The sequence below is a fragment of the Streptomyces doebereineriae genome (assembly GCF_031845645.1).
Classification (GTDB): domain Bacteria; phylum Actinomycetota; class Actinomycetes; order Streptomycetales; family Streptomycetaceae; genus Streptomyces; species Streptomyces canus.
This window is the reverse complement of the sequence record NZ_JAVREZ010000029.1, coordinates 70,598-90,625: the sequence shown is the minus strand read 5'-3', so window position 1 is coordinate 90,625 and position 20,028 is coordinate 70,598. Positions and strand designations below refer to the sequence as shown.

Below are 20,028 nucleotides of genomic sequence, written 5' to 3'. Positions count from 1 at the left end.
AACCGACAGTGACGGACGAGCCACCATGGCCACTGGTGAACCCCCAGGTCACAGCCCCCCGACCATATGGGTTACCACCCAGGGGTGGACCTCAGGCAAGATGGGGTGTATCTGCCCACTCCAGATCTCAAGTTGCCGGACGGTTTCTCTTGGCTGAGTACATCTACACCATGCGCAAGACGCGTAAGGCGCACGGAGACAAGGTGATCCTTGACGACGTGACGCTGAGCTTCCTGCCCGGCGCGAAGATCGGTGTGGTCGGGCCTAACGGTGCCGGTAAGTCCACCGTTCTCAAGATCATGGCGGGCCTTGAGCAGCCGTCGAACGGCGACGCGTTCCTGTCGCCCGGCTTCAGCGTCGGCATCCTCATGCAGGAGCCGAAGCTCGACGAGTCCAAGACGGTCCTGGAGAACGTCCAGGACGGCGCTGCCGAGATCATGGGCAAGCTCAACCGTTTCAACGAGGTCGCCGAGCTCATGGCGACGGACTACTCGGACGCGCTGCTGGACGAGATGGGCAAGCTCCAGGAGGACCTGGACCACGCCAACGCCTGGGACCTGGACGCGCAGCTGGAGCAGGCCATGGAGGCGCTGGGCTGCCCGCCCGGCGACTGGCCTGTCACGACCCTCTCCGGTGGCGAGAAGCGTCGCGTCGCGCTCTGCAAGCTGCTGATCGAGGCCCCGGACCTGCTCCTCCTCGACGAGCCCACCAACCACCTCGACGCCGAGTCGGTGAACTGGCTGGAGCAGCACCTCTCGAAGTACGCGGGCGCTGTCGTCGCCGTCACTCACGACCGGTACTTCCTGAACAACGTCGCCGAGTGGATCCTCGAGCTCGACCGCGGTCGCGCGATCCCCTACGAGGGCAACTACTCCACGTACCTGGAGAAGAAGGCCACTCGCCTCAAGGTCGAGGGCCGCAAGGACGAGAAGCGCGCCAAGCGCCTCAAGGAAGAGCTGGAGTGGGTCCGCTCCAACGCCAAGGGCCGCCAGACCAAGTCCAAGGCCCGCCTGGCTCGTTACGAGGAAATGGCGGCCGAGGCCGACAAGATGCGGAAGCTGGACTTCGAGGAGATCCAGATCCCGCCGGGCCCGCGTCTGGGCTCCATCGTCGTCGAGGTCAACAACCTCTCGAAGGCGTTCGGCGACAAGGTCCTGGTCGACGACCTCTCGTTCACGCTGCCGCGCAACGGCATCGTGGGCATCATCGGCCCGAACGGCGCGGGCAAGACCACGCTGTTCAAGATGATCCAGGGTCTTGAGCCCGCGGACTCGGGCACGGTCAAGATCGGCGACACGGTCAAGATCAGCTACGTCGACCAGAGCCGCGCCAACATCGACCCCAAGAAGACCCTCTGGGCCGTGGTGTCGGACGAGCTGGACTACATCAACGTGGGCCAGGTCGAGATGCCGTCGCGGGCCTACGTCTCCGCCTTCGGATTCAAGGGTCCGGACCAGCAGAAGCCGGCCGGCGTCCTGTCCGGTGGTGAGCGCAACCGCCTGAACCTGGCGCTCACGCTCAAGGAGGGCGGCAACCTGCTGCTCCTCGACGAGCCCACCAACGACCTCGACGTCGAGACCCTGTCCTCGCTCGAGAACGCTCTGCTCGAGTTCCCGGGCGCGGCTGTGGTCATCTCCCACGACCGCTGGTTCCTGGACCGGGTCGCGACCCACATCCTCGCGTACGAGGGTGAGTCCAAGTGGTACTGGTTCGAGGGCAACTTCGAGTCGTACGAGAAGAACAAGGTCGAGCGGCTCGGCGCCGACGCGGCGCGTCCGCACCGCGCCACCTACAAGAAGCTGACCCGGGGCTGATCTTGCGGCACATCTACCGCTGCCCGCTGCGCTGGGCGGACATGGACGCGTACGGCCACGTCAACAACGTGGTCTTCCTCCGCTACCTGGAGGAAGCCCGTATCGACTTCCTGTTCCGCCCGGAGAAGGACTTCAAGCAGGGGTCCGTGGTGGCACGCCATGAGATCGACTACAAGCGGCAGCTGGTCCACCGGCATGCGCCCGTGGACATCGAGCTGTGGATCACCGAGATCCGGGCGGCGTCCTTCACCATCGCCTACGAGGTGAAGGACGGCGACGACGTCTACGTCCGGGCCTCGACGGTGATAGTGCCGTTCGACTTCGAGGCCCAGCGGCCGCGCCGGATCACGGCGGAGGAACGGGAGTTCCTCGAGGAGTACCGGGACGACGACGAGGAGGAGGCCGTCGCCGCATGACGGTGCTCCACCTGGCCGACGAGGGGGAGGCCGCGGACCTCGCCGCCTTCCTCTCCCGGCTGCTCCACTACGACCGCTCGGCCGCGGTACGGCTCCAGGGGGCCGGGACCGCGCTCGCCGTCTTCGGGCGCCCGCCGTCCTTCGAGGTGCTGGCGATCCGGGCGGTGCGACTGGCCAAGCCGTACGAGAACGGGCTCGACGTCATGCTCGACGTGACCGTGTCCGCCGGGGAGCTCCTCGAGTCCGTCGACGAGGGTGCGGGCACGGCTGTCGTGCCGCAGGCGGTGACCGGCCCGCCGTGGGCCGGAGTACTGCCACCGCGTGGCGGGTGGCAGGCGGTGGCCGGGTTGCCGGGGCCGGAGGCGCTGCGGGCGCTCGTCCACACCGGGGTCGCCGAATTCCGGGCCCGTACCGAGGAGTTGGACCCCGAGGCGCGTACGCGGGCCGAACTCGACCGGCTCGGGCGGGAGATCTGGTCCCGCACCGTGGCGGACACGCGGCTTCCCGTGCGGGCCGTGCACGCGGCCCAGTCACTGGGATTCCTGCGCTCCGGCGGGGAGTTGGCGCTCTTCTCGTCGGGGGCGTGGTTGCGGCTTCGTACGCCGTACGGCTCGATCGCCGTACGGCAAGGGGGACTTGGGACTCTCGGCGTCAGCGTGCGCTGAGCGCTCGTCAGTCCCGGTCGCTGTCGTCCGGCCATACGCCGATGTGGTCCGGTTCCAGTTCCAGCGCCACCCTGTCGCGCATGCCCAAGGCCTCGGTGTACTCCTTCGGGAGCTGGAGGCGGCCCGCGCGGTCCAGCATCGCGTACTCACGGGCGACCAGGGTCTCGTGGCCCGTCGTCGCGTCCACCTCGCTGCGGCGCAGGACCTCCGTGGACGTACGGCCGTCCCTGATGGCCACCGTCCGGCGGACCTCTCCGGCCACCGCCTGGTCGTGGGTGACGATGACGATCGTCGTGCCGAGCTGTTCGTTGGCGGTGCGGAACGCGGCGAAGATCTGTTCCGCGGTGTGGGAGTCGAGTTCGCCCGTCGGCTCGTCAGCGAGCAGGACCGCGGGGCTGTTGGCCAACGCCACCGCTATCGCCACGCGTTGCTGCTGGCCGCCGGACATCTGGTGGGGGCGGCGGTTGCGGCAGTCGGCCACCTCCAGCAACTCCAGGAGTTCCAGGGCGCGTTCGGTGTGGGCGCGGCGGGGTGTCCGGGCGCCCGAGAGCTGAATGGGGAGGGTGATGTTCTGGGCCGCGGTGAGGTAGGGCAGAAGGTTGCGGGAGGTCTGCTGCCAGACGAAGCCGACCGTTGCGCGGCGGTAGGCCAGGCGGTCCTTCGCGGTCATGGTGAGGAGGTCGTGGCCCGCGACCCTGGCCGCGCCGGCGGTGGGGGTGTCCAGGCCGGCGAGGATGTTCATGAGGGTGGACTTGCCGCTGCCGGACGCGCCCACGAGAGCGAGGAGTTCGCCCTCGCGGACGAGGAGGTCGAGGCCCTGGAGGGCTTGGACCTCCACGCCGTCCGTGGTGAAGATGCGGACGAGTCTGTCGCAGGTGATCAGGGCGTCGTGGCCGTAGGCGGGACGGTTGCGGGCCTGGGTCGCCTTGTGGGCGAGGTCGGTGAGGGTGGGGTTCGTGGTCATCGGCCTTCTCCTGGACTGCGGTCCGGCGTGCGGGCTGGTCGACGGCGGGGTTCGCTCGCCGCCGGTGCGACGAAGTCGTTCATCTCGCGTCCCCCGCCCTGAGCTCCTGCACCGACCCCCGTCTCCCCGACCACCACGCCTGACCGACCCCCGTGCCCACCGCCAGCAGCAGCACAGCCGTCGCCGGTATCACCAGGGACAGGGCGTCCGTGCGCAACTCCGCTCCCGTCGAGGAGGGGTCGGCCGACGGGAGGGCGATGGCCGTCAGGTCGATCCCCGGGGACAGGAGGTGGATCGTGGCCCAGCCCGTGAGGGTGCCTCCGACAGCGGCCAGGACGGCCTGGGGGAGGGATTCGAGGATCAGGAGGCGGCGGCCCGCGGCCCGGGTCAGGCCCATCGTGCGGAGGCGGGCCAGGAGGGCCGTACGGTCCGGGGACGTGCGCAGGAGGGACAGGAAGAGGGCCAGGACCGCGTATCCCGTGCCGGCCGCCACCGCCGTCGCGTAGACGCCTTCCGCGCCGGTCTGGAGAGGGGAGTCGACGTAGCGTCCGCGTTCCTCGGACCTCAGGTGCACGGACGCCGCCTTCGGGGCGGCCTTGCGGATCGCGGCCCCGTCCAGCGACGTCCCCGACAGCAGCACCGCCGTCGGACGCGCCGCCGCCGGGCTCAACGCCTCGCGGTTCACGACCAGGAAGTCCGACCCCAGCACCGCGGGCGTGCGGTCGAGGACGGTGGTGATGCGGACGGTGAGCGTGCTGCCGTCCGGGAGGAGGACCGGGAAGGGGCGGGTGCCGTACATCCGCGCGGTGGCCGTGGAGGCCAGGGCCGGGGCCGCCTCCCCGGCGGTCCCTGCTCTCAGCCCGGCCGCTTCGAAAGCGCCCATGCCCGTCCGGGACGACAGCGCCGCGTAGTCCGCGGGGTTCACCCCGACCAGCGGTACCGACAGTGCTCCGTTCTCCGGTTTCGCCTCGGAGGTGACGCTCACCGCCGACAGCGCGCTCACGCCCGGTGCATCGCGCAGCCGGTCCGGCAGCCCGGACGGGAGCGGCGCCCCCGTCTCGACGCGCGCGTCGGCGCCGACCGCGAGGAGGGCCGCGTGGTCGCGGGCCTCCTGTACGCCCGCGAGGACCGAGCCGCCGAAGGCCGCCGTGGTCAGGGCGGTCAGCAGGGCCAGGAGGGGCAGCACCGCCGAGGCCGAGGTGCGGCCCGCCCGGGCCAGGGACAGGTGCGCCACCGCGCCCCGCAGTCGGGCGGCCGGACGGGCCAGACCCCGCAGCGGGAGCGGGTACAGACGGACCAGGACCAGGGCGGCGACCACTCCCACCAGCACGGGTGCCAGCGAGACGAGGTCGTCGGCGGAGCCCGAGGTGCCACGGCGACGCAGCGACTCCACCGCTCCCGCCGCCAGCACCAGCAACGTCAGCTCGGCGACCGTACGGCGCCGGGACGGTCGTACGGACGAGATGTCCTCGCGGCCGGTGTGGACGCGGACCACGCGGTGGACGGCCGCCGCGCGGAGGGGGAGGGCCACGCAGGTGACGGCGGTGACCGCGACCGCGGCCCAGACGGCGTGGCCGACGCGGCCTTCGGGGACCGCGAGCAGCGCGGCGGCCAGGCCCAGGGCGCCCGCCGGGACGGCCACGACCGTCGTCTCGGCGAAGAGACGGGCCGTGAGACCCCGCAGGGAGGCGCCGCGGGCCCGCAGCAGGGCGAGTTCGGTGCGGCGGCGGTCGGCGGTGAGGCCCCCCGCCATCAGGAGGACGACGGCGGCGACCGTGCCGGTGCCGAACGCGGCGACGGCGACGAGGGGAGCGACGTCCTCACGGAGCCGGTCGTAGGCGATGAGGACGTCGTCGAGGTCGGTGGTGACCTCGGTGCTGCCGTACAACTCCGAGAACTCGGTCGACGGACCGTCGATCTCCCGGCGTACCTCCCGCAGCGCCGGACCGGCCTCCAGGGAGGCGATCGCGGACCGCAGGGCCGGCAGGTCGCGGGCCCGCAGGCTCTGCACCTCCGGGGCCAACTGCCAGTAGCGTTCCGGTTTTCCGGAACCGGCGAGCAGGGCGGGGGCGGCCTTCGGGGCGAGCAGCAGGGTGCCGACCCAGTACATGTCGACGGACGGCGCGGGTTCGCGGATCAGGGCCGGGGTGCGCAGGATGGTTTTCGTGGACCAGTAGGCGCCCTGGGGAACGCGTGGGGTGACGATGCCTGTGACCCGGACGGTGAAGCTGCCGGCGTGGATCACCGAACCGACCTTGATGTGCAGGGCCTTGGCCGTCTCGGTGGTGACCGCAGCCTCCAACCCGCTGGTCTCGGAGGTCACTTGGTCGTCGGCGCGTGGCAACCGTCCCTGGGCGACGGAGGCGTGGCCGGCCAGGCCCGCCTGCGCGACCAGTGTCACCCGCGCGGGCTCGCCGGTCGGTCTCGGCAGCCACGGGTCCGGTACCGGGATGTCCTGGGTGGTGCGCACGCCGTACGTCGACTGGTCCCGGTCGAGGACGAGCGGGGGCGGGACCTGGGTGCGGACCTCGGTGTACTGCCCGGCCAGCGCGTCCGGGCGCAGCGCGTCCTCGCGCATGCGGGTCGACTCCATCGGCGAGGGCGGCGGGGCGTACACCTCGATGCCGGTCCGGTCGGGGCGGGCCTGTTCGGCGGCCCGGCGCAGCCCGGTGTCCTCGTAGCGGTCGACCGCGCGGGGGAACGCGGCCGTGAGGCACGCCGTCAGCGCGACCAGCAGTGCGAGCGCGCACGCGGCGCCGGGCGCGGTCCGTAGCCGGGTACGGACCCAGGGGGCGGTCACCCTGGCCGCGGCCCGTGGCTCCGTCCTCCCGGGGCCCTCCGGCTCACCCGTCCTGAAGAACCTCATCTCACTCGACCCCCTCACGCAGCGCCCGCGCCGGATCCGCCCGCCGCAGCGCCAGCGCCGCCGTCACCAGGAGCGGGGCGAGCGCCACCGCCGCCAGGAGTACGGCCACCCGCGCGAGTGGGAGCTGGACCAGGACCGTGGGTACCGGCCGGGCCGCCTCGTCCGTGAGCACGATCAGCGGGACCACAGCCCGGGTCAACACCATGCCCAGCAGGGAGCCCACCAGCAGTGCCAGCGCCACCAGGACGCTCTGTTCCAGGGCGACCGCCCGGGCCAGCCGCCGGCGCGGGGCCCCCAGGGCGCGCAGTACGGCGAACTCGGCGCCCCGCTCCCGCAGCGAGCCCGCCGCGCTCACCGCGAACCCGACCGCGGCCAGCGCCGCAGCCACGCCGGCCGCCGCCGTGAACGCGGCCTCGGGGCCCGCGCCGAACGGGTCGTCGCGCAGCTGCCCGGCGAGCTCGTCCCGCACCACGATCTGCGCGGGGTCCATGTCGGGCCGGGCCCGCAGCGCCGCGGTGACCCGGTCCGTGGCGCCCGGTCCGGTCGTGAGCCACCACTCGGTCGGCTCCACGCTCCGGCCGTACTGCTCCTGCAACACCCGGTTCACGGTCCGCAGATCGACCAGCAGGGCGCCGCCGTTCTCCGCGGCCGTCGGCAACTCCCGTACGGTGCGCACGATGTGCACCGACACGGTCTCGCCGCCCAGCGGCACGTCCAGGCTCTCCCCGACCGAGGCGCCCGCCGAGGTCAGGAAGCGCTCGGTCGCGACAGCCGTGATGTCGGCCGCCTTCGGCTGCGGGGCCTTCATCCGGATGGTGAGCACCCCCACGCTCCAGGTGTCGTCGAGCGGGATGAACCCGGTGCCGTAGTCCACCGACAGCCTCCCGGATCCCGAACTCAGGTGTGGCGGGGCGGGTTTGTTCGTGTCATCGGGAGTCGAAGTCACCCCTTCGCTCCGCGAGGTGACCTTCCAGGAGGTGGGCAACGGCAGTCGGCGCACCGCCCCGTCGGTGCTCTTCGCCGTCAACTCGCTCACGGTGAAGCGGTGTTGTTCGGGGTCTCCGCTGGGGACGGGCACGGCCAGCTCCAGGTCGGTCAGGGTCAGTGGGACCCCGGGCACATAGACGTCCAGCGCGTGGGACCGTCCGTCGGCGGGGAGCTGGCCCGCGGGGACCCGGTAGGGGGTGCCGTAGCGGTCCTCCAGGGTGATGGTGACCTGCACCGTCGTGCTCGGGAAGGGACCGCGCAGGGCCGCCGTCAGCCGCAGCCGGGCCGTGTCCGCGGGCACCTTCACGCCCGCCGTCGCACCCTTCGGGCCGAGTCCCTGGAGGAACGGTCCTGAGTGCAGGTCGGGGCGGATCAGCATCGAGGCGCGCGAGGTGTCCAGCGCCAGCACCGTCGCCTCCCGGCTGCCGGACAGCGGCAGATCGGACCGGGCTGCGGGCGCGGTCCGCCGTACCCCCGGAACGGCCGCGAACTCCTCGGTGCGGCCGAGACCCGCGTCGCCGGAGGCCAGGACCCGCACCGGCGCCCCGGCCCGGAAGTCCGCCTGGTCGGACTGCGAACGGTCCCAGGAGGCGCCCTGTCCGATGGCCAGCATGCCCAGTGCCATGGCGAGGACCAGGAGCAGCACCGGGCCCGCCCCGCGCATCGGGCGGCGGGCGATCTGCCAGCCCGCCAGGGCCGAGGTCAGGCCACGCCCACCGGTCGCCCGGCGTTCGGCGAGCCGGGCCAGCGGCGGCAGCAGCCGCAGCGTCAGGACGGTCCCGGCCAGCAGCGCGAGCGCGGGCGCCGCCACCAGCAGCGGGTCCACGCCGAGCACACCGGCGCTGTCGTCGGTCACGGCACCGGAGGTCTGTTGGCTGAGCTGGAAGTACGCCACCCCGGCCACGGCCAGCAGCCCGAGGTCCGCCCCCGCGCGCACCGCACCGGGCAGCGCCCGGGCCCGGCCGCGCGCGAAGGAGGAGGTCAGCGCGGGCAGGGTCACCGCGAGCGCACACCCGAGCGCCACCGCCGCCGCCACCAGCCACACCCCGGTCCGTCCGCCCGACGGCACCTCCAGGTGCAGCCCGATCCGGGCCAACGGGCCCCGCCCGGCCAGCGTCCGGGTCAGCGGGCCCGCCAGCAGCGGCGCGCACAGCAGCGCGGGCACCGCGAGCAGCGCCGCCTCCAGGGCGGCGAGACCCGCGATCCGGCCGCGAGAGGCGCCGCGCGCCAGCAGCAGCCGGCTCTCGCCGGTGCGCTCACTGCTCAGCAGCCCCGCCACCAGCAGCAGGGCGCAGCCCGCGAGGAGCACCAGTTGCAGGGCGACGATCAGCAGGGTCGAGCGGGAGACGAGCAGCGAGCGGTCGGTGCGGTCGAGGACCTCGGGCAGCGAGGTCGACGCGGTCGTGGCGCCGCCGAGGGAGGACTCCTTGCGCAGTGCCGCGTTCCCTGCGACGGCCGTCTGCCGCAGCGCGTCCGAGCGCGCGGTCGTCACCGTCGCGAAGTCGGCCGACGCCAGCCAGCCCGACGCCCCGACGCTCACCGTCCCGTCGGCCAGCACACCGGGATCGGCGAGCAGCGGGCCGTACGTCGTGAAATCGAGCTTGTTGATGCCCCGCCCGTGCAGATCGTCGAGAAGCCAGTACGGGTCGTTCGCGCGGACGGGCCGGTACAGGCCGGTCACCGTCACCCGCACCGCCGGGCCGCGCAGCCGGTCGGTGAGGGTGAAGCGGGCGCCGGGGCCGAGATCGAGGGCGCGGGCGGCGGCCTGCGGGAGCGCCACCTCGACGAGCCCGTCCGCCGTGCGCGGCAGCCGCCCCTCGATCAGCTGCACCCGGCCGCGGTCCAACGCCGCGAAGTGCGTCAGATCGGGGTCCCCGGACCGCTGCGACTCGGGCTGGAGCGACCTCGGCAGCGCGTACGGACCCGACCGCAGGAACGTCCGCACGGTCACCGGCAGCCCGTCGAACGTCCGCCGCGCCACGTCGCGTACGGCGGTGTCGGCGGCCGTACGACGGTCCTCGGGTACGTCGGCCTTGACGACCAGCGCGGTGTCGGCGGCGTTGCGCGGGTCCTGGAGGGCGTGGCGCAGGGCCGCGTCACCGATGGCGCCGGAGTAGGCGGTGAGGGTCGCGAGGACCGCGGTGGTGAGCAGGACCGTGAGCAAGGCGGCGGCGAGCAGCAGCCGGTGCGCCCGCCCACGCAGGAACACAAAACGCGCGATTCCCCCGAACCCCGTCACCCGGCCCCCCGCCGTGTTGTGCAGATCTCCGGGCGAGGATGTCAGAGGTGGTGGTCACGGGTAAGCGCTTGTAGCGCGGGCTTGACCGGATTGTGACCGGAATCCGGTGCCGGTCAACCGGAAAGCGATCGGAATCCGGCACTCAGTGAGTCGTGATCAGTCGGCGGTGTTCACCATCGAAGCGGCCGCGTACGTCAGGTAGTTCCACAGCTGCGTCTCGTGCTCCTCGGACAGGCCGAGTTCGTCGACGGCGTCCCGCATGTGCTTCAGCCACGCGTCGTGCGCCTCGCGATTGACGACGAAGGGTGCGTGGCGCATCCGCAGCCGGGGATGGCCGCGGTTGTCGCTGTACGTCGTGGGACCGCCCCAGTACTGCATGAGGAACAGCACGAGGCGCTCCTCGGCCGGGCCGAGGTCCTCCTCCGGGTACATGGGCCGCAGGACCGGGTCCTCGGCGACCCCCTCGTAGAAGCGGTGGACGAGGCGGCGGAAGGTCTCCTCCCCGCCGACCTGCTCGTAGAAGGTCTGCGTCTGAAGCGTGCCGCGCCGGATCTCTTTCACGTCAACCATGGTCTCAGACGGGGTGGCGGAGGACTCAAGGCTTAGGACCTCCGGTGCCCAGGGTGCAGAGTGGAGGTATGGGCACGCACGCTCTCGACAGGGATCTCGCCGAACTCGCCGCCTCTGCGCGGGCCGCGCTGGTGCGGGAGATCGACGCGAGCGGGGCCTGGGCAGTCGACCCGGTGTGGCGGGAGGCCTTCGAGGCGGTGCCCCGGCATCTGTTCGTGCCGTACTACTACGTCGGCGTCAGGGGAGGCTACGAGCGGCGCTGGGGCGAGAACCCCGACCCGCGCGCCCGGGAGAGGTGGGTGCGCGGGGCCTACGTCGATGCCCCGCTCGCCACCCGGCTGCGCGACGGCGAACTGGTCTCCTCCAGCAGTCAGCCCTCGCTGATGGCGATGATGCTGGCCGCACTGCGGGTACGGGACGGCGACCGGGTCCTGGAGATCGGCGCCGGCACGGGCTACAACGCGGCCCTGCTCGCGCACCGGCTCGGCGACGACTGCGTCACCACCGTCGACCTGGAGCCGGAGATCACCGAGGCGGCGCGCAGGCATCTGGCGGCCGCCGGGTACCACCCCGTCGTCGTCACCGGCGACGGCGCGCGCGGGGTGCCCCAACGCGCCCCCTTCGACCGGATCATCGCCACCTGCACCCTGTCGTCGGTGCCGGTCGGCTGGCTCGCCCAGTGCCGCCCCGGCGCACGGATCCTGAGCCCGCTCGCCACCGGGCTGATCGCCCTCACCGTCCGGGACGCCGGGCATGCGGAGGGACGGTTCCTGCACACGCCCGCCTACTTCGTGCCGTTGCGCGGTGCGGACCGGCACGAAGAGGGGTTCGTCGAATGGGGAGGGGTGCCGCGCCGGGCCCGGGAGAACGAGCTGTTCCGCTTCCTGCTGACCCTGACCCGGGACACCCTCGAACCCCGGGAGGCGTACACGCTGTGGGAGCGCGAGGGGCAGCCGCGTCGTGAGCGGTACGGCATCACGGTCAGCGGAGAGCGGGAATGGGCGTGGCTGGACGACCCGGAGGGGCCGTATGCGTGGCCCCTCCGGTGACGTGGCCGTTCGCTAGCCGCGGCGGATCGTGATCGTCGTCCAGGCGCCGACGTGCACCCGGTCGCCGTCCTGGAGCGGCACCGGCACGAAGGGCGTGATGGGCTCCTCGGCGCCGTTCACGGTGGTGCCGTTCGTCGAGTTCTGGTCGACGACCGCCCAGGAGCCGTCCGGCTGCTGGACCAGCACCGCGTGCTGGTGCGAGACGCCCGGGTCCTCCGGCGGCACCGACAGGTCGACGTCGGGGGTGTCGCCGGTGGAGTGCCGACGGCGGCCGATGGTGACCTGGTTGCCGGTGAGCGTGCGCTGCTGCTCGGGGGAGTACGCGGGCAGGTTCAGGCCCGCTGCCTCGGGGCCGGAGCGCTGCATCATCGCCAGGAAGTAATCGCGGTCCGGGCCGATGGTCGCGGTCCAGGCCGCCTGCTGCTGTGGGAAGGACGGGCCGGGAGGCGCGGGCGGAGCCTGGGTGGAGCCGGGCTGCGGGTAGCCGTAGCCGCCGGGACCGCCGGGGGCGGTGGAGGACGGCGGGGAGAGGACCCAGTCGTCGGCGCCGCCGCCGAAGGACTGGCCGCCCGGCTGGGGCCGGTTGGTCTCCTGCGGGAAGGCGGGCGGAGCCGATGCGCCCTGAGCCTGGAAGCCTTGCGGGGCGCCGCTCGTGGCACCGGGGCCGGCGGGCGGGGTCGGTCCGGGGGGCGGCGGGACCGGGCGGGAGGGGTCGGCGCCGAAGTTCGGCGGACCGCCGGGGCCGCCGCCGGGGCGGGACGGGTCGCCGGGGAAGCCCTGCGGGCCGCCGGGGCCGCCGGGACCAGGGGGACCGGGTTGCGTGGGGTGGCCGCCGTAGCCCTGCGGGCCGCCGGGACCGGAGGGTCCGGGCGGGGCCTGGGTGGAGCCGGGTTGCGGGTAACCGTAGCCACCCGCTCCGGGGTTCCCGGGGCCGCCCTGCCGGGAGGGATCACCGGGGTAACCGGAGGGGGCGGGGCCGCCCTGCCGGGAGGGGTCCGAGGGGTAACCGGAGGGGGCGGGGCGTCCGGGGTCGCCCGGGAAGCCCTGCGGACCACCGGGGCCGGAGGGGCCTGGACCGCCGGGCCGCGACGGATCGCCGGGGTAACCGGAGGGGCCGGGGCCGCCGGGTCCGCCGGGGTAACCGGAGGGGCCGGGTGCGCCAGGACCGCCGGGGCGCGAGGGGTCACCGGGGAAGCCGGACGGGCCACCGGGGCCGCCAGGACCGGCACCGGGGCCACCGGGTCCGCCCGGGCCCGGACGGCCCGAAGGCTCCGAGCCGAAGGGGATCGGTTCTGCGGGGCGGTTCACCTGGGACGGCCGGGAGCCCTGGTACTCGTACGAGTCACCGCCGCCGAAGGACGGACCGGGCCCCGCCTGCTGCTGGAAGTGCGAGGGCGGGCCGCCGGAGCCGGCCGGCGGGCGCGGGGCGGCCGGGGTGTACGAGGTCGCCGTGTTGGTCAGGAAGTTCCACCGGCACTCCTCGCAGAACGGCGCACCGCCCTCACGAGGGGTACGGCACTGCGGGCAGAGCTCCGGCTCGGCGTCAGGTGCGGCGGACAGATGCGGACGTCCACCGGGCTGGCCCCCGGGACCGCCGGGCGGCGGGAAGCCGTATCCGCCTCCACCTTGACCGGGCGGCGGCGGAGGGGGCGGAGGTACGGCACCGGCCATGCGGTGACCGCAGACCTCGCACCAGTCGTCGGAACCCGACTGGTGTCCGTTCGGGCAGGTCGGCATGTCGGCGCTTCCCCCTCTCGGATCAGGGAACTACTACGTCACTTCTTTACACGAACAGTCTTTGTCGACCGGGTCTCGAGAGTCATCTCGTCGGCCTCCTCGACCTTCGCCTTCAGTCGCACAGTACCTGTCGTGGCGTCGACGACGTCGACCACCTTCGAAAGCAGTTTCGCAGTATCGGCGTTCCCGGAGTTGTTCGCGAGCTGGACGGCCCGGCCCAATTTGGCCGTCGCTCCATCGATATCGCCCGCCTTGCGCAGATCGAGCCCTTGCTGGATGGCTTGTGCCAGTTCGGCCTGGCCGGTGTAGTGGGCGACTTGGGGGTTGATCGACGTCGAGGCGACCATGTCGTCGGTCCACACGGCCCTGACGAGACCCTGTGCACCCAGGTTCTGCGTCGAGCCGTCGGGCTGCGGGACGACCAGGGAGACCCGGGCCGCGAGCATCTCCTGACCGATGTTCGCGGCCGGGACCTCGACGCAGACGTGGTAGTCACGGGACTCGTCTCCCCAGGAGCCGGTGGGGTAGTCCCCGGCACGCGGACCGGCCTCGGTGCGGCGGTCGGTGAGCTCCTCGACGGTGGGCGCGACCTGCTTGACGAACTTGATGGTGGTGCCGACCGGGGTCCACACCCTGAGGGCGACGTCCGCGACTTCCTTGCCCATGGCCGCCTCCATCATCTGCGTGAAGTCCGCGGCGAGTCCCGCCGGGTCGGCGACGATGTCGGCGGTGCCGAGCAGGGCGGAAGCGATCCCTGTGACTTCTTTCACTTCCCAGTCGGTGCCCACGCCCCGGGCGTCGCAGGTGAAGCGCCCCGCGCAGGCGTCGAGGGAGGCCTTGAGGTCCTCCGGCGACTCGTGTTCGTTGCGGCCGTCGGTGAGCAGGATGCCGTGGCGGATGGCGACCTCCGCCGAGGACAGCAGCCGGTCGGCGAGGCGCAGCCAGGTGCCGATGGCCGTACCGCCGCCCGCGCTGAGCTTGCGCAGCGCCTGCCTGGCCTGATCACGGGTGGTGGCGTCGGCGACCGCGAGACGGCCGTTGCCCGGATACACCTCCTTGGCCACGTGCGTGCCGCCGATCACCGCGAAGTGCACACCGTCACGCAGGGTGTCGATCGCGGCGGCGGTGGCGTCGCGGGCGTTGCGCATCTTGGTCGGCGGGTAGTCCATGGAGCCCGAGCAGTCGACCATGAGCGCCACCGCCGCCGAGGGTCCCTGTCCCGCCGACCAGAGGTGCGGGGCCGCGACCGCGCTTCCGATCGTGCCGCCGCCGGTCGAGGTCACCGTGACGATCGCGTTGACCTCGCGGCCGCCCTCCGGCAGGTACTCGTTCTGGTAGACGTCCATCGAGAACTGCGGCGCGTTCGACTTCGAGAAATTGGCCATGCCTACTCAAATCCCCCTCGCGAACCCCACATCCGTGGGGCGATGACTGATTGCGGACCGGTCCCCTCCGGTCCGCCGAGGCATCCCCGTATGCGGCCTCAGGCCGATCCTGCCCCCTGCGGAGGGGTCGGGAACGGCACGACGGCCACTGTTACGTTGTCGTGGCCCCCGCCGTCCAGGGCGTGGCCGACCAGGACCCGTGCGGTGTGCAGCGGACGCGCGGCGGCGTCGGCCGGTACGGCCTCCGCCATCTCCTCGGCCGCCTCCGCGTAGTTCCACAGGCCGTCGGAGCACACCACCACCACACCAGGCCGGTCCGGCTTGAAGGAAGCGGTGTGCGGGTCGAGTTCGTAGGCGTCCGCGCCGAGCCAGCCGGTGATCGCGTGGGCGCGCTCGTCGGCGTACGCCTCGGCCTCGTTCATCAGGCCCGCGGCGACCATCTGGGCGGCCCAGGAGTCGTCCTCGGTGAGCCGGGCCGGGGGTGAACTGCGGTCCGTCGGTACCCAGTAGACCCGGCTGTCGCCGACCCAGCCGACGACCAGCAGGCTCGGGGTGACGATCGAACCGACGATCGTGCACGCCGGGGCGTTCTGGTGCGGCTGGTGCTCGCGGGCCGTGGCGGGCTCCGCGGCGAGCGAGTTGACCGCACGGGAGGCGGCCACGATCGCCTCGTGCATCGCCTGCTGGGGGTGTGTGCCCTGCGGCAGCGCGGCCAGCAGCGCGTCGGCAGCGGCCCGGGACGCGGCCAGGGAGGCGTCGTCGGGGCGGGTCGCGGAGGACACGCCGTCGCAGACGACCGCGAAGGTGGCCGGCGAGCCGTCGGGCAGCACGCTGGTGCCGAGGGTGAAGGCGTCCTCGTTGCGGTGGTGGCGCAGGCCGCGGTCGCTGACGGCAGCGATCGGACCGGCCTCCTGCTCCATGTGGTCGCGCTCACGCGGCTGGGCGTGCCCGCAGTTCTCGCAGTAGCCGTCGTCGTCGACCCGGCCCGCCCGGCAGGCCACGCACACTTTGGTGCCCTCGGCCGGGGTGGGCGGTCCGGAGGCCATCCGCGGGTCGGGCGCCTGAAGGACGTACTCGTCGGGCTCCGGCGAGCGGTCGAAGCGCACGCCGGAGACCGGGGAGACCGGCGAGCCCACGACCGGTCCCGACGGAGGCGGTGCGTGCTCACCCGACTCGGTGCCCTGCAGGTCGGCCGGCAGATGGACCTCCGCCGGCGGGTGCGGGACCTCGGGCCAGGGGCCGCCGGGGGGCGCGCCGTTCATGGCGATGGTCGGGCTGTCGTCCGGCCGTGCCGGCACGGCGGACAGGTCGTATCCGCACGCACCGCAGAAACGGTCGCCCGATTCGAGCGGCCACTCGCAGCTGGGGCAGGCGGACAGCTGGGGCATCTGCGACATCAACTACACCCACGTCCGGGGGCGGTAACGGTTGGCTCGTTCCACCAGGTCGATCCTCTCCTCGCCGCCCTGCGCCAGCCGGGCCAGCGTGCGGTACGAACGCTCCAGGCCGAAGCGCAGTCCTCGCTCGTCCAGTCCGCTGCCGAGCAGCGCCCGTCCCGCGGCGGCGGGGGCGACGGGGTCCTGGCCACCGGAGAGTATCCAGTCCAGGGCCGCGCCCAGCACCTCCGCCGACAGCTGCTCGCGGCGCGCCGGATCCAGACCGTACGCGTCCAGCGCCTCGACCTGTCCGGCGGCGGCGGTCAGGTCGTCCAGGAAGGGTACGTCGCCCGCGGTCGTGGTGCGTCCACGCAGCCGCGCGCGGACGGCGGCCACCCGGGCGGCGGTGTAGTGGATGGAGGACTCCGGCACCGACTCCAGCGTGTTCACCGCGCCACGGTGGTCCCCGGTCGCGAGTTGCACGCGCGCGAGGCCGAACGCGGAGCTCACATAACTGGGGTCGGTCGACCACACCAGGCGGTAGTACTCGGCGGCGTTGTCGAGCTGTCCGAGCACCTCCGCGCACAGGCCGAGGGCGAGCTTGGGGGCGGGTTCGCCGGGGAAGGCGTCGTAGATCGCGTCGAAGGCGAGCGCGGCGGCCTCGTGGTCGCCGGTCACCAGGGCGGCGACGCCCCGGTACCAGACCACCCGCCAGTCGTCGGGCCGTTCCTCCTCCAGCCGCCGCAACGACTCGTCCGCGGTGTGCGCGTCGCCGTTCTCCAGCCAGGCCCGCACCTGCCGCAGGCGTGTCTCCGCGGATGCCGCCGGCGCGGCCGCGAGGGCGCCGAGCAGCTCGGCGGGCGCGGTGGTCATGAGCCCGGCGAGGAAACCGGCGTTGGGGTCGGAGGGGTCGACGTGGGGGACGGGGAGCGACAGGGCGGCGGCCGGGGCGTCGGCGGACTTGACGAGAGCAGTGACGGCTCCGCCGCCGAGCCGCTCGGGACCCGGGGTGCCGACCGGAAGAACAGCGGATGTCGGGGCGCCGTTCTTGAGACTCCGGCGCCCCGCCGGAGGCACCCGCGTCCCCAGCCGCGACACCTCCCCGTCCAGCTTCGGGAACAACTCCGTGTCGGTGACGCGGACTTCGGGGCCGAAGAGCGTCGACAGGGAAGGCCTGGCACGGCCCGTCTGCAGGGAGACGACCTCGCGCAGCACCCCGGTCAGCTGCTCCGACATCTCCTGCGCGGAGGCGAAACGGCGGGCCGGATCCGGGTCGGTCGCCCGGACCAGCAACCGGTAGAACGACTCGTACTGGCGGAAGACCTCGATGTGGTCGGGGTCGGGCAGCGAGTCGACGAAGACGTTGGTGTAGCCCTGGAAGTCGAAGGTCAGCACCGCCAGGGTGCGGGCGACCGTGTACAGGTCGGAGGCGACCGACGGGCCCACCTCCGCGACCTCCGGAGCCTGGTAGCCCACCGTGCCGTAGATGGCCGACTCCTCGTCGTCCATCCTGCGCACCGCGCCCATGTCGATGAGCTTGAGCTGGTCCTCGGTCTGGATGGCGTTGTCGACCTTGAAGTCGCAGTACAGGAGGTTGCGGCTGTGCAGGTGGCCGAGCGCCTCCAGGGCCTCGATGCCGTACGCGCACGCCTGCTCCACCGGCAGCGGGTCCCGCTTCCCGCCGGTGGTGCGGCGGTCGTTGGCGATCTCCTTCAGCGACTTGCCGCCGACGTACTCCATGACGATGTAGCCGTCGAGCGAGCCGGTGCGCTGGTCGAGGTGTTCCACGAAGTTGTAGATCCGCACGATGTTGGCGTGCTCGATCTCCGCGAGGAAGCGCCGCTCGGAGATCGCGGCGGCCATCGCGTCCTGGTCGCCGGTGTCCAGCAGGCCCTTGAGGACCACCCAGCGGTCGGACACCGCGCGGTCCACGGCGAGGTAGACCCAGCCGAGTCCGCCGTGCGCCAGACAGCCCGCGACCTCGTACTGGCCGTGCACGACGTCACCGGACTTCAGCTTCGGCACGAACGAGTACGGGTGGCCGCACTTCGTGCAGAAGCCTTCCGTGCGCCCGGACTTCTCCCCGCGCGAACGCCCCACCGGGGCCCCGCAGTCGGAGCGCGAGCAGAACCGCTTGCGCTCGGGCACCTCGGGGTTCTCCAGAACCATCTCGCGCGGGTCGGGCCGCGGCACCCCGGGCACCTCGACGAGGCCCGCTCCGAGCCGGCCGCGCCCGCTCGAACCGGTGCCGGAGCCAGAGCTGCGCACCGACACCGAACGGCCCGTGGACTTCCCCGAGACCGAGCGCGACAGCCGTCCCGACACCGAGCGCCGGGACTTCGACGACTGCGAGGACATACGCGAGGAAGCGCGCCCGGTGGCGCGCGAACTGCCGCTGCTCCGCGAGCCCCTGCCAGTGGACGCCGAGCCGGCCCGGCCGCCCTCGGCCGAGACGACCGGCGCGAGACCGCAGGTGTCGCAGTACAGCTCGCCGCCGCCCATGTCCTCGTACGTACCGTCGCAGCCGGGCCGCTGGCAGGGCTGCTGTTCCTGACTCATGACGTCGCCGCACCCCCTTGGTCACTCACGTTCCGGGCCCCCCACGGTCTTCGGGACCGCTCTGCTGCGGTACTCGCGGGGCTCCCAGCAGTTCGGCGGCCGCGTGCTGGTAGCGCAGCACGGCCTGTTCGGCGACCCGCAGGTCGCAGGGCGCGCTCCACAGCATCCGCCGGGCCGCGTCGTAGCGCTCGATCAGGAACGGGTCCTCGGCCAGTCCGTGCCGGGCGACCTTCGCCTTGTACGCGTCGAGACGGCCGCGCAGCTCCGCGCGGACCGCCAGCGGCGCGGTGACCTCGGTCAACGACTCGCGGGCACGCAGCAGTTCGTCCTCCGCCTTCTCCTCCAGGGACTCCAGGAGCGGGGACAGGCGGTGCCACTGGGCGTGTCTGCGGTACTCGGCGGCCGTCGCCAGCTGCTCCTGCAACACGGTCGGCGGTCCGCTGACGACCGGCACCTCCGTGGCGGCGATCTTCGCGAGGACCTCGCCGCGCGCGGTGCGGGCCTCGGCGAGCGTACGGTCCGCGCGGGAGAGCACGTCCCGCAGCTTGACCAGCCGGGCCTCCGCGTCCTGGCGGACGGTGAGTACGGCGTCGATCTCCCGGCGCACGTCCTCCAGGGCACGCGCCTCACGGTCGTACGCCGTGGTGTCCGGCTTGCCGCCGCCGGGCGCCGAACTGCCCTGCGCCTGCCGCCAGAAGGCGAGCGGATCGGAGATCACCCGCTCGCGCAGTGAGGTGAGCGCGTGCGTGATGCGCTCCAGGTCGTCGCCGGCCGGGTGTTCCCCGGGGCGCACGCCGACGGAGTGCGCGAGCCGGCGGGTGCGCTGGAGTTCGGCGGCCAGTAGATCTATCCGTGCGGGCAGTGCCGACCACACCGCGTCGGCGGCGACGACCATGTCCAGGCTCGACGCGTACAGGTCGTTCATCCGGTCGACGAGCGTCACCAGCGAGAACCGCTCGCTCAGCTTGCCCGAATTGCCGTGCAGGGTGGGCGCGTTGGCGGTGGCGGTCGCCGAGCCCGCGACGGTGACCGACTCGCCGCGCAGCAACTCGGTCAGCTCCACCAGGTCCTCGCGGCTGGACCAACGGCGACGGGAGCGGATCTCGCGGGCCGAGCGCAACGCGTCCGAGTACGCGTCGAAGTACGCCCACAGCAGGGTGATCGAGGCGTCGGCGGACGTCCAGCGCTCCTTGGTGACGCCGGTGAGTTCGGCGCCCTCCAGGAGCCTGCGGCCCGCGTGGTCCTGCAGGGCGAGGAGCGAGGTCTCTATCGCCTCGTGCTCCGCGCCGAGCCGCGCCAGCGCACGGTCCACCTCGTCCCGGTCCATCACCGGCCCGGGGGGTCCCGTGACGCCCATCGATCACCTCTCGCTGCTGAAGGGTTTCTGGGTGGTTGTCTGTC

At 72.8% G+C, this 20,028-nt stretch carries 14 protein-coding genes; 5 read left to right on the top strand and 9 right to left on the bottom strand.

Annotated elements, in window-relative coordinates:
- Nucleotides 1-149: 149 nt before the first annotated feature.
- The 3 genes from ettA to RNB18_RS46645 are packed head-to-tail and all read left to right on the top strand — an operon-like array spanning nt 150 to nt 2,895.
- Nucleotides 150-1,814, top strand: coding sequence for an energy-dependent translational throttle protein EttA (gene ettA / locus RNB18_RS46655; protein WP_311720248.1), 1,665 nt, complete (start codon nt 150-152; stop codon nt 1,812-1,814).
- A gap of 2 nt (nt 1,815-1,816) precedes the next feature.
- Nucleotides 1,817-2,230 carry an acyl-CoA thioesterase gene (locus tag RNB18_RS46650; protein WP_057609559.1) on the top strand — a complete coding sequence of 138 codons (414 nt, stop codon included), beginning with the start codon at nt 1,817-1,819 and terminating at the stop codon, nt 2,228-2,230.
- Nucleotides 2,227-2,895, top strand: a complete 669-nt coding sequence (locus tag RNB18_RS46645) for a hypothetical protein (RefSeq protein ID WP_311720247.1) — start codon at nt 2,227-2,229, stop codon at nt 2,893-2,895. Before RNB18_RS46650 ends, RNB18_RS46645 begins: the two co-directional genes overlap by 4 nt.
- A gap of 7 nt (nt 2,896-2,902) precedes the next feature.
- Here the strand turns inward: RNB18_RS46645 and RNB18_RS46640 are convergent, their stop codons facing one another.
- From RNB18_RS46640 to RNB18_RS46625, 4 genes are all read right to left on the bottom strand, one after another.
- Nucleotides 2,903-3,859: an ABC transporter ATP-binding protein gene (locus RNB18_RS46640; protein ID WP_266564562.1), complete on the bottom strand. Its 957-nt coding sequence runs from the start codon at nt 3,857-3,859 to the stop codon at nt 2,903-2,905.
- A gap of 79 nt (nt 3,860-3,938) precedes the next feature.
- Nucleotides 3,939-6,725 carry an FtsX-like permease family protein gene (locus RNB18_RS46635; RefSeq protein ID WP_311720246.1) on the bottom strand — a complete coding sequence of 929 codons (2,787 nt, stop codon included), beginning with the start codon at nt 6,723-6,725 and terminating at the stop codon, nt 3,939-3,941.
- A gap of 1 nt (nt 6,726) precedes the next feature.
- Nucleotides 6,727-9,921 carry an ABC transporter permease gene (locus tag RNB18_RS46630; RefSeq protein WP_311720245.1) on the bottom strand — a complete coding sequence of 1,065 codons (3,195 nt, stop codon included), beginning with the start codon at nt 9,919-9,921 and terminating at the stop codon, nt 6,727-6,729.
- 186 nt (nt 9,922-10,107) lie between these two features.
- Nucleotides 10,108-10,521, bottom strand: coding sequence for a globin (locus RNB18_RS46625; protein WP_311720244.1), 414 nt, complete (start codon nt 10,519-10,521; stop codon nt 10,108-10,110).
- Between the two features lie 68 nt (nt 10,522-10,589).
- On the opposite strand from RNB18_RS46625, the gene RNB18_RS46620 reads away from it, so the two are divergent.
- Nucleotides 10,590-11,570 carry a methyltransferase domain-containing protein gene (locus RNB18_RS46620; protein WP_311720243.1) on the top strand — a complete coding sequence of 327 codons (981 nt, stop codon included), beginning with the start codon at nt 10,590-10,592 and terminating at the stop codon, nt 11,568-11,570.
- Nucleotides 11,571-11,582: 12 nt separating this feature from the next.
- Here RNB18_RS46620 and RNB18_RS46615 read toward each other — a convergent pair whose 3' ends face one another.
- The 4 genes from RNB18_RS46615 to RNB18_RS46600 all read right to left on the bottom strand — a co-directional run bounded on the left by RNB18_RS46615 (nt 11,583) and on the right by RNB18_RS46600 (nt 18,261).
- Complete coding sequence (locus tag RNB18_RS46615) at nt 11,583-13,307, bottom strand: FHA domain-containing protein (protein WP_311720242.1); 1,725 nt, start codon at nt 13,305-13,307, stop codon at nt 11,583-11,585.
- Between the two features lie 38 nt (nt 13,308-13,345).
- Nucleotides 13,346-14,692, bottom strand: coding sequence for a vWA domain-containing protein (locus RNB18_RS46610; protein WP_311720241.1), 1,347 nt, complete (start codon nt 14,690-14,692; stop codon nt 13,346-13,348).
- A 98-nt stretch (nt 14,693-14,790) separates the two neighbouring features.
- Entirely contained in the window at nt 14,791-16,092 is a 1,302-nt protein-coding gene (locus RNB18_RS46605; RefSeq protein WP_311720240.1) for a PP2C family serine/threonine-protein phosphatase, read from the bottom strand.
- The gene (locus tag RNB18_RS46600) at nt 16,093-18,261 is read right to left on the bottom strand and encodes a tetratricopeptide repeat protein (RefSeq protein WP_449657651.1); all 2,169 of its coding nucleotides are present in this window, start codon (nt 18,259-18,261) and stop codon (nt 16,093-16,095) included.
- A gap of 52 nt (nt 18,262-18,313) precedes the next feature.
- Between RNB18_RS46600 and RNB18_RS54220 the strand changes: the two genes are divergently transcribed.
- Nucleotides 18,314-18,622 (top strand): hypothetical protein, encoded by a 309-nt coding sequence (locus tag RNB18_RS54220; RefSeq protein WP_449657650.1) that lies wholly within the window; start codon nt 18,314-18,316, stop codon nt 18,620-18,622.
- A 30-nt stretch (nt 18,623-18,652) separates the two neighbouring features.
- Here RNB18_RS54220 and RNB18_RS46595 read toward each other — a convergent pair whose 3' ends face one another.
- On the bottom strand, nt 18,653-19,984 hold the full coding sequence (locus RNB18_RS46595) for a coiled-coil domain-containing protein (RefSeq protein ID WP_311720238.1): 1,332 nt from the start codon (nt 19,982-19,984) through the stop codon (nt 18,653-18,655).
- Nucleotides 19,985-20,028: the final 44 nt, after the last annotated feature.